Below are 12363 nucleotides of genomic sequence, written 5' to 3' on the forward strand. Positions count from 1 at the left end.
GGCGAGCGTTCCGGCACTACGATGCCCGGCATGTGGTGGGTCATGGGCATCGTCATGGCGGCTGCCCTGCTCTCGGGCTACCTGACCTGGACGGCGCACCGCGTCGAACGCGTACACGTCCGCGCCCGTTCCGCCCAGCGCGCCCTCGACGCCCATCTGCTGCGCCGTGCGGCGGCCGCCGCGGTGGTCGCGGAGGCCGCCGAGAACACGGAGCTGTACCTGGCCGCCCGGCTGGCCCTGGACGCCGCGCCGGGGGAGCGGGAAGCCGCCGAGAACGACCTGACCCGGCAACTGGAGTCGATCGACCTGACCGGCACCGACCCGGCCACCCACGCCCTGATCGTGCACAGCCGCCGGGTCGTACTGGCCCGTCAGGTGCACACCGACCAGGTCCGGGACGCGCTGACCGCCCGCCGTCGCCCGCTCGTACGAGTGCTGCGGATGGCCCGGCGCTACCCCCGGCCGCAGTACTTCGACATCGTCGACCCGTACACGACGATGTCGCGTCTCGCCCCGCCGGCCGTCGCCATCGAGGCCGGCTGACCGCGAATTGGCTCTGCGAAGCAGGCCACCGGGGTGTCGATTGGCCATCGGTGGCCTCAGGTGGCAGCTCTAGACTCGGACCGACAAACCCCGCCGTAAGGAGCCGATCTCCCGTGTCCGACAGCCAGCAGCCGACGCCCGTCACCGGTACCGCCCGCGTCAAGCGCGGCATGGCCGAGATGCTCAAGGGCGGCGTGATCATGGACGTGGTCACCCCCGAGCAGGCCAAGATCGCCGAAGACGCCGGTGCCGTCGCCGTGATGGCGCTCGAACGGGTCCCCGCCGACATCCGCGCCCAGGGCGGCGTGTCCCGGATGAGCGACCCCGACATGATCGACGGCATCATCAGCGCGGTCTCGATCCCCGTCATGGCCAAGGCCCGCATCGGCCACTTCGTCGAGGCCCGGGTGCTGCAGGCGCTCGGCGTCGACTACATCGACGAGTCCGAGGTGCTGACCCCCGCCGACTACGCCAACCACATCGACAAGTGGGCGTTCACCGTGCCGTTCGTCTGCGGCGCCACCAACCTCGGCGAGGCCCTGCGCCGGATCACCGAGGGCGCTGCCATGATCCGCTCGAAGGGCGAGGCCGGCACCGGCGACGTCTCCAACGCGGTCACCCACATGCGCACCATCCGCGCGGAGATCCGCCGCCTGCAGTCGCTGCCCGCCGACGAGCTGTACGTCGCCGCCAAGGAGCTCCAGGCCCCGTACGAGCTGGTCAAGGAGGTCGCCGAGGCGGGCAAGCTGCCGGTGGTGCTGTTCACCGCGGGCGGCATCGCCACCCCGGCCGATGCGGCCATGATGATGCAGCTCGGCGCCGAGGGCGTGTTCGTCGGCTCCGGCATCTTCAAGTCCGGCAACCCGGCCGAGCGGGCCGCCGCCATCGTCAAGGCGACCACGTTCCACGACGACCCGGACGTGGTCGCCAAGGTGTCCCGCGGTCTGGGCGAGGCCATGGTCGGCATCAACGTCGACGACATCCCCGTCCCGCACCGCCTCGCCGAGCGCGGCTGGTAATCCCCGGGCACCCACGCGGTCTCCGGGCCCCCTTCACGGGCCCGGGGACCGCTTTTGACGAGTTGGAGGACGACGTGACCATCGGGGTGCTGGCCCTGCAGGGCGACGTACGCGAACATGTGCGCGCGCTGACCGAGTGCGGCGCCGAGGCCCGGCCGGTGCGCCGGGTCGAGGAACTGGACGCGGTCGCCGCCCTGGTCATCCCCGGCGGGGAATCCACCACGATGAGCAACCTGGCGATCTCGTTCGGCCTGCTCGACCCGATCCGCAAGCGGATCGCCGACGGGATGCCCGTGTACGGCTCCTGCGCCGGCATGATCATGCTGGCCACGACCGTGCTGGACGGCCGGGCCGACCAGGAATCGTTCGCGGGCATCGACATGACCGTGCGGCGCAACGCGTTCGGCCGACAGGTCGACTCGTTCGAGGCGCCGGTCGCCATCGACGGCATCGCGGGCGGCGACTTCCACGCCGTCTTCATCCGCGCGCCGTGGGTGGAGAACATCGGCACGGAGGCGCGGGCGCTGGGCCGCGTCACGGCGGGACCGGCCGCCGGTAGGATTGTCGCGGTTCAGCAGGGAAACCTGCTCGCCACGGCCTTCCATCCCGAGTTGACCGGTGACCTGCGTGTCCACCGGCACTTCGTGGAGATGGTGAACAGCGCCGCAGACGACCGGTGAAGACGGAGGTTCCCCATGTCCGGCCACTCCAAGTGGGCGACGACCAAGCACAAGAAGGCCGTCATCGACGCCAAGCGCGGCAAGATGTTCGCCAAGCTGATCAAGAACATCGAGGTCGCGGCGCGCACCGGGGGCGGCGACCCGGCCGGTAACCCGACCCTCTACGACGCCATCCAGAAGGCGAAGAAGAGCTCCGTACCCAACGACAACATCGACCGCGCGGTCAAGCGCGGCTCCGGCCTGGAGGCCGGCGGCGCCGACTGGCAGACGATCATGTACGAGGGGTACGGCCCGAACGGCGTCGCCATCCTCATCGAGTGCCTCACGGACAACCGCAACCGCGCCGCCACCGAGGTGCGCACCGCGCTCACCCGCAACGGCGGCACCTTCGCCGACGCGGGCAGCGTGTCGTACCTGTTCAACCGCAAGGGCGTGGTCATCGTCCCGAAGGCGGGCCTGAGCGAGGACGACGTCATGCTGGCGGTCCTCGACGCCGGGGCCGAGGAGATCAACGACCTCGGCGACTCGTTCGAGGTGATCAGCGAGGCGGGCGAGCTGGTCGCGGTCCGCACCGCCCTGCAGGGCGCCGGCATCGAGTACGACTCGGCCGAGTCGTCGCTGGTGCCCACGATGACCGTGGAGGTCGACGAGGAGGCGGCGCGCAAGGTGTTCAAGCTCATCGACGTCCTGGAGGACTGCGACGACGTGCAGAACATCTTCGCCAACTTCGACGTGTCGGACGAGGTCATGGCGGCCATCGACGGGTGACACCGTGAGTGTCTGGCGGGGCTGGTGCTTCTGGGCACCGGCCCCGTTCGCGTATTCCGGGGTCACGGTGCGGGCACCGGGTTGCCGCCGAGGTGATACTTGTGCCATCACGGCGAGCGCTTCGCGCAGAGGTGAGCACGCAGGTGGTTGACCCGTGACAGCTGGTCTGGTGACCACTAGAGTGAGGGGGTGTTGGCCAGCATGCCGAGCATCATCCTGCCGCCCATCGAGGAACTTGACGTCGATGACCTCGCTTCTCTGCCCGAGGGATACCGCTACGAGCTGCACAACGGAAACCTCGTCATCATGACGCCGTCCATCTACTGGCATAAGTGGATGGCCCGGCGGCTCGTGGACATGCTCTGTGCCTCCGGCCTCGAGGCCCTCCAGGACACCGGCGTCCGTGGGGATCGGCCGCGCGACAACCGCATTCCCGACGTCGGTGTGCTGAGCGGTGACCTCGCCGAGGTCGCTGAGTACGCGAATCTTCCCGGCTCGGCCTTCCGCCTGATCGCCGAGGTCGTCTCGGAAAACTCCATGAACGGTGAGTACACCGACAAGGCCCAGTGGTACGCCGAGCGCGGCATCCCTGAGTACTGGATCGTCGATCGGACGCCCGACCGTGCGCGCGACGACGCCTTGGTGCACCTTCACCGCCTGGCGCTCTCGGGTGCCGCCGCGCCCGCCTACGTTCGCGAGCGCACCGTCCGGTTGTCCGAGCTCGAGCTGGAGTACAAAGCGAAGAGTGAGAATTCGTGACGGTGGCGGGCGGCCCACGGGTCTTGTCTCCTGCCCAGTTGCGGTGTCACAAGAGTGACCAGTGACATGTGTCCCCGTGACTAGTAGAGTCGGGAGGTGCAGCCGTGAGTGATTCACCGGAGGAGGCACCCATGACAGACCTGGCCGCCCGACCCGTCGCCGAACCGGGACTCGATGAGGAGTTACTGGCCGAGGCGCAGCGTCAGATCGCCGGCAATTCCCGCAATGCCACGCTGAACGAGGCGCTGCAGCGGATGGTGGACGAGGAGCGCGAGAAGCGCCGCGCCGCTCGCGAGCGCCTTCAGCATCTGGTCGACGAGGGGGCGCTCGACTTCAGCAAGCTGGACGCGGCGGACGAGTGAAGTACCTGGCCGACACGAGCGCTCTCGTCCGTCTCCTGCGCCGTCAGGTCGACCCGGCGTGGCACCGCCTCGAAGACCAGGTTCGGCTGGCGGTGTGCGAGCCCACCATCGCCGAGACGCTGCTCATCGCCGACAGCAAGAGATACGCCGAGACCGAACGCTCCATCACCGACCTGTACCTCGCCGTTCCGATCCCGGACGACGTCTGGGCTCTCACCGCCACGATTCGCCGGGAGTTGGCGCAGCACAGCGCCCATCAAGGGCTGTCCGTGGCCGATCTGGTCGTCGCGGCGACCGCCATCCGGATGCGGCTCACCCTCCTCCACGAGGACCGGGATTTCGAGACCGTGGAGCGGTACGTACCGGCACTCCAACAACACCGCATCAGCGTCCGCCCGGAGTGATCCATGGGGCCGTCAGGGGGCCGTGGTGGACAGGTGCGACATGATCTGGACGATGGTGCCCACGATCAGCACCACCGCCGCGGCCACCCGCCCCACCCGCCGCCAGCAGTACCGCTGGTACGCGTGCACCCACGCGATCCCGGCCTCCGCCACCGGCCGTGCGCTCACCCGGGCCGTCGGTCCCAGCAGCGGTGCCAGCCCCTGCGCCACGCTGGACGGCCGGGCCGCCGGGCGCCTGGCCGTCGCAACCGACGGCACGCTCGCCATCGGCATCGCCGTCGCGGGCGAAGCCACCGGGCGCACATCGACGGGATATGGCCGGTCCTCGCGCCACTGTTTCGCCCGGGACGCGAGCCGGCGCGACACGAAGTCCGCCGCCGCGTCGCCCCGGCGCAGCCGGGACCACCACCGCAGCCGCCGCCAGTGCCCCGCCACGTCGGCCAGCACGTCACCGGGGATCTGATTCGCGTACGGGTCGCCGTCCACCAGGCGCGCCGCGTCCCGGCGCAGCGCGGCGAGATGACCGGCCACGAAGTCCACGTAGTCGCTCGGCGGCTCCTCCGCCATCGGCGGGAACAGGTACGCCATGACGCCTCCCACCCCATCGTCGAGGCGTGTCGCTTCCTGGCACAAGAGGGAGTCGTACTAGGGTGTCGAACACACGTACGCCAGACATGGGGAGGTCGCGTAGTGCGGGTGCTCGGCATCGACCCGGGACTGACCCGGTGCGGCGTCGGCGTCGTCGAGGGTGTGCCGGGCCGGCCGTGCAAGCTGGTCGCCTACTACGTGGTCTACACCGAGCCCGACGAGGACATCGCGCTGCGCCTGCGGCACCTCGACGAGTCACTGGCGAAGCTGGTCGCGGAACACCAGCCGGAGAGCGTCGCGGTCGAGCGCGTGTTCAGCCAGCACAATGTCCGTACGGTCATGGGCACCGCGCAGGCGAGCGCGGTCGCCATCCTGGCCGGGGCCCGCGCCCGCCTGCCGGTCGAGACGTACACCCCGAGCGAGGTCAAGGCGGCCATCACCGGCTCCGGTACGGCCGGGAAGGCGCAGGTGACCAGCATGGTCACCCGGCTGCTCGGCCTGGACAAGCCGCCCCGGCCCGCCGACGCCGCCGACGCGCTCGCCCTGGCCATCTGCCACATCTGGCGCGGCGGCACCCGCGCCCGCATCGCCGCGGCGGCCCTGGCCGCCGCCCGCCGGACAGGAGCCCGACGATGATCGCCAGCGTCCGCGGTGTGGTGGCCACGATCGCCCCCGACAGCGCCGTCATCGAGGTCGGCGGGGTGGGCCTGGCGGTCCAGTGCGCCCCCGGCACGCTCGCCGGTCTCCGGGCCGGCGCGGAGGCGCGGCTGGCCACCAGCCTCGTCGTCCGCGAGGACTCGCTGACCCTGTACGGCTTCGCCGACGACGACGAGAAGCACCTGTTCGAGCTGCTGCAGACCGCCAGCGGGGTGGGCCCGCGGCTGGCGCAGGCCGTGCTGGCCGTGCACGCGCCCGACGCGGTGCGCCGGGCGGTGTCCGGTGGTGACATCGCCGCGCTGACCCGGGTGCCCGGCATCGGCAAGAAGGGCGCGGAACGCCTCGTGCTGGAGCTGCGCGACAAGATCGGTGTCGTGCCGCAGGCGGACGGCGCGGCGGGCGGGGTGCTGCGCGGCGATTGGCAGGAGCAGGTACGCCAGGGCGTCGTCGCGCTCGGCTGGTCCGCCGCCCAGGCCGACCAGGCCGTCGCCGCGATCGGTGAGACCGTCGACGGCGAGGTCCCGCCGGTGCCGGTGCTGCTGCGCCAGGCGATCCGGCTGCTCGGGCGGACCAGATGACCGGCGACGGCGTGGTCTCGCCGTACGTGGGGGATGAGGAGCTGGACGCCGAGGCCAGCGTCCGCCCGCGCCGGCTGGCCGAGTTCATCGCCCAGCATCGCGTCCGCGACCAGCTGGAGCTGCTGCTCAAGGGCGCGATGGGGCGCGGCACCCCACCCGACCACATCCTGCTGTCCGGCCCGCCCGGCCTCGGGAAGACGACCCTGGCCAACATCGTCGCCGCCGAGCTGGGTACGGGCATCCGCACCACCAGCGGCCCGGTGATCGAACGGTCCGGTGACCTCGCCGCGATCCTCACCAGCCTCGGCCCCGGCGATGTGCTGTTCATCGACGAGATCCACCGCATCGCCAAGCCCGCCGAGGAACTGCTGTACAGCGCGATGGAGGACTTCCGGGTCGACGTGGTGGTCGGCAAGGGGCCCGGCGCGACCGCGATCCCGCTGGACGTGGAGCCGTTCACGCTGGTGGGCGCGACCACCCGGGCCGGCCTGCTGTCCGGGCCGATGCGGGACCGGTTCGGCTTCGTGGCGCACCTCGACTTCTATTCGCCCGCCGACCTGGACGCGCTGTTGCACCGCTCCGCGCGGATCCTGGGGGTGCCGATCACCCCGGAGGGCGCAGCGGAGATCGCCGGGCGCTCGCGGGGCACCCCGCGGATCGCGAACCGGCTGCTGCGCCGGGTCCGCGACTACGCGGAGGTCCGCGCGGACGGCGTGGTCAACGAGGAGACGGCCCGGGCCGCGCTGGCCGTGTACGACGTCGACGAACTGGGCCTGGACCGGCTGGACCGGGCCGTGCTGCGGGCGCTCATCGAGTCGTTCCGGGGCGGGCCCGTGGGGTTGTCGACGCTGGCCGTGGCGGTCGGGGAGCAGGCGGACACCGTCGAGGAGGTGTGCGAGCCGTTCCTGGTCCGGGCCGGGTTGCTGGCGCGTACGCCGAGGGGGCGGGTGGCCACCGACGCGGGCTGGCGGCATCTGGGCAGGACTCCGCCCGCGGACGGGCGCGGCCTCGTGGCGGGCCAGCCGGAGTTGTTCGCTCGCGATGCCTGAGCCCCGGTGCCCTCGTAATGTGAACGTGACGTGTGCCGCGCGCAGTCTTCCCAGGAAGAGGGACTAAACTCGCCGCGGTTCTTACGGGATGTCTGTCTCGCCCCGTCGCGCACCAATGTGCCGCGCCGGAGGCTAATTGGAAGGCTCACTTCGTGATACTCGCAGCTGACCCCAAGGGTGGCGGCAGCTTCATGCCGCTGCTGCTGATCGCCCTGCTCTTCGGCGTCATGTATTTCATGATGATCCGCCCGCAGCAGAAGCGGCGCCGGGAGGCACAGGAGATGCAGTCCGCGCTCGGCCCGGGCGACCAGGTCGTGACGATCGGTGGGCTACACGGCACCGTGACCGCTGCGGACGACGAGGTGGTGACGATCGAGGCGTCTCCCGGCGTGGAGCTGCGGTTCGCACGCCCGGCCATCGCGCGGGTGGTCAAGCCCGAGGCGGCGGCCGAAACCGGGTCCGACGAGACCGACTCCGCGACCGCCGAGCCGGCCGACGACGCGCCGGTGACCGAGGAACCGATCCAGAGCCCGGTCGTCGAGACCCGCAAGAACAAGGACTGATCGCTCAACTTCGATGGCGGGATGTCCGGGTCGGGGAGACCGGGCAGCCCGCCGTTGTGAATAATCGTCGCCGGGTGGATCGTCCGGTTTGACGCGGCTGCCCCTGCACCACATCCGTCGTCGCCGCGAGCCTGCGGCGGCCGTACCGTACGAGGAGACCGAACGCCGTGGCCCGACCACCACAGGGACAGATGCATCCCGGGCGGCAACTCGCCGTGCTCGGCCTGGTCTTCGTCGTCCTGTACCTGCTCGTCTTCTTCGGCGCGGGTGCGAAGGGCAGCGTCCACGACCGGTTGCAGCCGAAGCTCGGCCTCGACCTCGTCGGCGGTACGCAGGTGACGTACCAGGCCTCGCTGCTGGCAAACGGCCAGGTGCCGTCGCGGCAGAGCATGGAGCAGGCCAAGGAGATCATGGAGAGCCGGGTCAACGCGCTCGGCGTCTCCGAGGCCGAGGTCGTCATCGAGGGTGACCGCAACATCGTGGTCTCCGTCGCGGGCAAGGAAGCCGACCAGCTCAAGGACATCGGCCAGGCCGCGCAGATGCGCTTCCGCAAGGTCCTCAAGGCCACGAACGACGTGAGCGCGGCGGCGTTGAACCCGCCGTCGGCCGCCCCCAGCGCCGCACCCAGCGGCAGCGCGAAGCCGTCCGCGCCGGGCAACTCCAAGGCGCCGAAGGTCACCGGCACCGGCCAGCCGACCGCCAACCCGAGCGGTGGCCAGGGCGGCGGCGAGCAGGCGCCGAGCGCGAGCCCGAGCGCACCGGCCCCGACCGCGACCGCCGCGACCGTCGCGGCCACCCCGGTGCCGACGGCGTCCTCGCCCGCCACGGTCGGCGCACCGGCCCCCACGCGTGCGGACGTGGAGAAGAAGGTCGGCCCCCAGGCATGGGCGGCCGCCAGCAAGCTGACCGAACCGCCGGACCTGTCGGCGAACCCGCGGCTGGCGAAGCAGCTCGCCCCGTTCGCGACGCTCGACGGCGCCGAGATCAACGCGCTGACCCCGGAGATGCAGTACAACGTGCCGACGATCAGCTGCAAGCAGCTGCAGGGACGGCCGAACGGGGCGATCGACGACCCGGCGATCAAGGTCACCGCCTGCGACCTCAACGGTCGGAAGATGTTCCTGGACGTCGCCAAGGTGCTCGGCACCGACATCGACACGGCCAGCCCGCAGTACGACCAGCAGCAGGGCCAGTGGGTCGTCTCCCTGGACTTCACCACGGCGGGCCAGCAGAAGTGGGCCGACCTGACGCGCGAGGCGTTCAACAAGACCGCCAACGACGGGTGTGAGACCGCGGCCCAGGGGCTCGGCGGGGACGGTCAGCACTGCCACGTCGCGGTGGTGCTGGACAAGACCGTCATCTCGGCACCGGAGATCCAGGGCGTGCTCACCGGCCAGTCCCAGATCACCGGCGACTTCACCGCGAAGTCGGCCCGCCAGCTGGCCGACCAGATCCAGTACGGCGCCCTGCCTGTCACGTTCACCGCGGGTGAGGCCATGACGGTCTCCCCGACGCTGGGCACCGCGCAGCTCAAGGCCGGTCTGCTGGCCGCCGCGATCGGCATGGCACTGGTGGCGATCTACGCGTTCTTCTACTACCGCCTGCTCGGCACGGTGATCTTCCTGAGCCTGATCCTCTCCGGCGTCCTGACCTACGGTGCCCTGGTGTTCCTGGGCCGGGCGACCGGATTCACGCTGACCCTCGCGGGCATCGCGGGCTTCATCGTGTCACTCGGTGTGGCGGCGGACTCGTTCGTCATCTACTTCGAGCGCCTCAAGGACGAGATTCACGAGGGTCGCAGTCCGCGCAGCGCGGTCCCGCGTGCCTGGGTGCGTGCGCGGCGTACCATCATCAGCGCCAACACGATCACGATCATGGCGGCAGTGGTGCTGTACGTCGTGTCGATCGGCGCGGTGAAGGGCTTCGCAGCCGCACTCGGCCTCGCCACGATCATCGACCTGATGGTGGTGTTCCTGTTCCGCCACCCGATCATGACGATGTTCGCCAACACCAAGGCGTTCCTGTCGCCTCGCGTCAGCGGCCTCGGCCGGGTCCTTCCGGCCCGGACGAAGTCCGACGAGTCGGCGCCCCGCACGTCGCGCGCGAAGGAGGCATGAGATGGCCAAGACCGGCGGCTTCGCCTATCGCCTGTACCGGGGCGAGGCAAACCTCAACATCATCGGGCGCCGTAAGACCTGGTTCCTGACCGCGGCCCTGCTCACGCTCGTCGCGATCGGCAGCTTCATCTTCCGCGGCTTCGAGCTGGGCATCGAGTTCGAGGGCGGCACGGCGTTCAACGTTCCGGCCACCGCCCAGGGACACGAGCTGACCCAGACCGAGGTCCAGGACGCGGTGTCGAAGGCGGTCCAGTCCGTCGTCCCCGGAGCCACCACCGGCGCGGCGCAGAAGGTCGGCCGTAACGGCGGCAAGGACCAGAGCTACACCGTCCGCGCGCCCGTGATGACCACGCAGCAGGCGGCGGCCGTCAAGGCCACCATCGTGTCCGATCTCAAGGTCGACGCCAGCCACGTCAGTGACAGCCAGGTCTCCGCGGCCTGGGGTGGCGCGGTCACCCGGCAGGCACTCATCGGTCTGGCCGTCTTCCTCGTCCTGGTGATGGGCTATCTCGTCATCCGCTTCGAGTGGCGGATGGCCGTGGCCGCGGTCTCGTCGCTGCTGCTCGACCTGGTCCTCACCGCGGGCGTCTACTCCCTGATCGGCTTCGAGGTCACCCCGTCCACGGTGATCGGCTTCCTCACCATCCTCGGCTTCTCCCTGTACGACGTCGTCGTCGTGTTCGACAAGGTGCAGGAGAACACCCGCGGTATCACGGCGGGCAGCTCGCAGACCTACGGCGAGGCCACCAACCTGGCGGTCAACCAGACGCTGATGCGCTCGATCAACACCGGCCTGGTGGCGCTGCTGCCGGTCGGCGGTCTGCTGTTCATCGGCGCCGGCCTGCTGGGCGCGGGCACCCTCAAGGACCTCGGCCTGGTGCTGTTCGTCGGCATGGGCATCGGCGTGGCCGCCTCGATCCTGTTCGCGGCGCCGCTGCTGTCCTGGCTGAAGGACCAGGACCCGCGGATCAAGGCGCACACCGCCCGGGTGCTGAGCCGCCGCGCCAGCGGCCGCCCGGAGGGCACGGCCAAGCGGGCGGAGGCCACCTCCGCCGAGAACGCGCCGGCGCTGGCCGGTTCGTCGCCCCGTCCGGGGGCCCGCCCGGCCGCCAAGCGCACCTCGCGCGGCGGCCGTCCCGGCGCGACGGGCAACCGGCCCGGCGGTGGCGGCAAGCGCCGCTGACCGACCCAGCGCCGCCCGCACGTCCCGAACGGCCCGCCACCCGCACCGGTGGTGGGCCGTTCGGCCGTCGATAGGCTGAGCGGGTGACTGAGACCGCAGCGGTACGCGGGGACAGCGGGCGGCTGGCCGCCGAGCTGGTCGCCAGCCGGGTGCTCGACGTGCCCGACTTCCCGAAGCCCGGCATCATGTTCAAGGACCTCATGCCGCTGTTCGCCGACGGGCCGGTGTTCCGGCAGGTCATCGACCAGATCGTCGAGCACCACGGCGCGAGCGCGTTCGACGTGGTCGCGGGCGTGGAGGCGCGCGGGTTCGTGGTGGCGGCGGCCATCGCCTACGCGACGGGCACCGGCGTGGTGCCGGTGCGCAAGGCCGGCAAGCTGCCCCGCCGCGCCCTGTCCGCCACATACGCGCTGGAGTACGGCGAGGCCACCCTCGAAGTGCACGAGGACGCGTTCATCGCCGGGCAGCGGGTCCTCGTGGTCGACGACGTACTGGCCACGGGTGGCACCGCCACGGCGGCCCTGGAGCTGGTGGAGCAGGCGGGCGGCACGGTCGCGGGCTTCACCGTGCTGCTCGAACTCGGGTTCCTGGACGGCCGGCAACGGCTGGCCCCGCGTACGGTCCATGCGGTCCTGACCGTTTGATCCGTTTGACCCCCGCCAGGTGACCCCTTTCGGAGTTCAGGCCCGGCCACGGGGTATGAAGTGCCGGGTAGGATGACGTTTCCAACCAGGTGAGCAACGGTCTTCCTGGCGGTGAAGGAGCCCTCTGGCCGACTTCGGCCGGCGGGTTCCCTGGCGATGGTGTGAGGAGGCCGGTGTCCAGCGACGTCGCTCCTCCGGTGAAGGGCGCGGTGCAGCCGACCGACAGCTCACAGCCCGGCGCGGACGCGCAATCGGCGGCCGCGGCGGAGTCCGCGCGCCCCGGCACACCGGCAGCGGCGGACGCGGCGAATCCCGACCTCGCGCAGCCCAACGGCGGCCCGCCGACGGCGGAGCGCACGACCAGGTCCCGCTCCGGCAGCCGTCCGGCCGATCCCACGCCGCCGCCCGCGGCTGACCGCTCAGCCAAGGCACCGCCCACGGCTGCCGCT

14 protein-coding genes and 1 pseudogene are annotated in these 12363 nt (G+C 71.0%); 14 read left to right on the forward strand and 1 reads right to left on the reverse strand.

The window, feature by feature from the left end; genetic code table 11:
- Window positions 1-21 precede the first annotated feature (21 nt).
- The 7 genes from ACMCNN_RS09755 to ACMCNN_RS09785 all read left to right on the forward strand — a co-directional run bounded on the left by ACMCNN_RS09755 (window position 22) and on the right by ACMCNN_RS09785 (window position 4535).
- Window positions 22-543, forward strand: coding sequence for a hypothetical protein (locus ACMCNN_RS09755; RefSeq protein ID WP_412745866.1), 522 nt, complete (start codon window positions 22-24; stop codon window positions 541-543).
- A gap of 113 nt (window positions 544-656) precedes the next feature.
- Window positions 657-1562, forward strand: coding sequence for a pyridoxal 5'-phosphate synthase lyase subunit PdxS (gene pdxS, locus ACMCNN_RS09760; protein ID WP_412745867.1), 906 nt, complete (start codon window positions 657-659; stop codon window positions 1560-1562).
- 74 nt (window positions 1563-1636) lie between these two features.
- On the forward strand, window positions 1637-2242 hold the full coding sequence (pdxT, locus tag ACMCNN_RS09765; protein ID WP_412745868.1) for a pyridoxal 5'-phosphate synthase glutaminase subunit PdxT: 606 nt from the start codon (window positions 1637-1639) through the stop codon (window positions 2240-2242).
- A gap of 15 nt (window positions 2243-2257) precedes the next feature.
- Window positions 2258-3010, forward strand: a complete 753-nt coding sequence (locus ACMCNN_RS09770) for a YebC/PmpR family DNA-binding transcriptional regulator (protein ID WP_412745869.1) — start codon at window positions 2258-2260, stop codon at window positions 3008-3010.
- Window positions 3011-3199: 189 nt separating this feature from the next.
- Complete coding sequence (locus ACMCNN_RS09775) at window positions 3200-3769, forward strand: Uma2 family endonuclease (protein WP_412745870.1); 570 nt, start codon at window positions 3200-3202, stop codon at window positions 3767-3769.
- A gap of 131 nt (window positions 3770-3900) precedes the next feature.
- Window positions 3901-4131, forward strand: coding sequence for a type II toxin-antitoxin system VapB family antitoxin (locus ACMCNN_RS09780; RefSeq protein WP_412745871.1), 231 nt, complete (start codon window positions 3901-3903; stop codon window positions 4129-4131).
- Window positions 4128-4535 carry a PIN domain-containing protein gene (locus ACMCNN_RS09785; protein WP_412745872.1) on the forward strand — a complete coding sequence of 136 codons (408 nt, stop codon included), beginning with the start codon at window positions 4128-4130 and terminating at the stop codon, window positions 4533-4535. The genes ACMCNN_RS09780 and ACMCNN_RS09785 overlap by 4 nt, the downstream gene beginning before the upstream one ends.
- A gap of 12 nt (window positions 4536-4547) precedes the next feature.
- On the opposite strand, the gene ACMCNN_RS09790 is transcribed toward ACMCNN_RS09785, so the two are convergent.
- Window positions 4548-5123: a hypothetical protein gene (locus ACMCNN_RS09790; protein WP_412745873.1), complete on the reverse strand. Its 576-nt coding sequence runs from the start codon at window positions 5121-5123 to the stop codon at window positions 4548-4550.
- A gap of 102 nt (window positions 5124-5225) precedes the next feature.
- Between ACMCNN_RS09790 and ruvC the strand changes: the two genes are divergently transcribed.
- The 7 genes and pseudogenes from ruvC to ACMCNN_RS09825 all read left to right on the forward strand — a co-directional run bounded on the left by ruvC (window position 5226) and on the right by ACMCNN_RS09825 (window position 11914).
- Window positions 5226-5759, forward strand: a complete 534-nt coding sequence (ruvC, locus tag ACMCNN_RS09795) for a crossover junction endodeoxyribonuclease RuvC (protein ID WP_412745874.1) — start codon at window positions 5226-5228, stop codon at window positions 5757-5759.
- Window positions 5756-6358 carry a Holliday junction branch migration protein RuvA gene (gene ruvA / locus ACMCNN_RS09800; protein WP_412745875.1) on the forward strand — a complete coding sequence of 201 codons (603 nt, stop codon included), beginning with the start codon at window positions 5756-5758 and terminating at the stop codon, window positions 6356-6358. The genes ruvC and ruvA overlap by 4 nt, the downstream gene beginning before the upstream one ends.
- The gene (ruvB, locus tag ACMCNN_RS09805; RefSeq protein WP_412745876.1) at window positions 6355-7407 is read left to right on the forward strand and encodes a Holliday junction branch migration DNA helicase RuvB; all 1053 of its coding nucleotides are present in this window, start codon (window positions 6355-6357) and stop codon (window positions 7405-7407) included. Before ruvA ends, ruvB begins: the two co-directional genes overlap by 4 nt.
- Window positions 7408-7559: 152 nt before the next feature.
- Window positions 7560-7880, forward strand: a pseudogene (gene yajC, locus ACMCNN_RS09810) (preprotein translocase subunit YajC); the annotation flags it as partial.
- A 281-nt stretch (window positions 7881-8161) separates the two neighbouring features.
- Complete coding sequence (secD, locus tag ACMCNN_RS09815) at window positions 8162-10087, forward strand: protein translocase subunit SecD (RefSeq protein WP_412747112.1); 1926 nt, start codon at window positions 8162-8164, stop codon at window positions 10085-10087.
- Window position 10088: 1 nt separating this feature from the next.
- The gene (gene secF, locus ACMCNN_RS09820; protein WP_412745877.1) at window positions 10089-11270 is read left to right on the forward strand and encodes a protein translocase subunit SecF; all 1182 of its coding nucleotides are present in this window, start codon (window positions 10089-10091) and stop codon (window positions 11268-11270) included.
- An 83-nt stretch (window positions 11271-11353) separates the two neighbouring features.
- The gene (locus tag ACMCNN_RS09825) at window positions 11354-11914 is read left to right on the forward strand and encodes an adenine phosphoribosyltransferase (protein ID WP_412745878.1); all 561 of its coding nucleotides are present in this window, start codon (window positions 11354-11356) and stop codon (window positions 11912-11914) included.
- Window positions 11915-12363: the final 449 nt, after the last annotated feature.

It is taken from the genome of Krasilnikovia sp. MM14-A1004 (genome assembly GCF_047159485.1).
Taxonomy (GTDB): Bacteria; Actinomycetota; Actinomycetes; order Mycobacteriales; family Micromonosporaceae; genus Actinoplanes.